Annotated in this window: 1 protein-coding gene; it reads left to right on the plus strand. The window is 52.4% G+C overall.

The features are described from left to right. Window positions 1-108: 108 nt before the first annotated feature. Window positions 109-290, plus strand: a 182-nt coding sequence (locus ACTHS3_RS17690; protein WP_440368727.1) for a hypothetical protein, incomplete at its 3' end; no start/stop codon positions are given.

The following is a 290-nucleotide window of genomic DNA, read 5'->3' on the forward strand; positions in this document are numbered from 1 at the left end:
ATATTATTCATTCCCACAGCTCAAGGCCGTCTGAAGAAAACACCCAAGACAAAAATCAGAAACGCGCAAACAAAATCCCTATCATATCGTGTAGCCAGGAGACCGCACATGAACCCCACTCCTATTCACCCGAAACTCGCCGAAATTACCGAGCGCATCATCGAGCGCAGCCGCCCGACGCGTGAAAAGTTTCTGGCGAAAATCCGCAGCGCCAAACAGATGGGACGCTTAGAGCGCAACCAGCTCGTCTGCAGCAACTTGGCACACGGCTATGCCTCCATGCCTAAGAG

Source organism: Neisseria sp. P0009.S007, assembly GCF_051962515.1.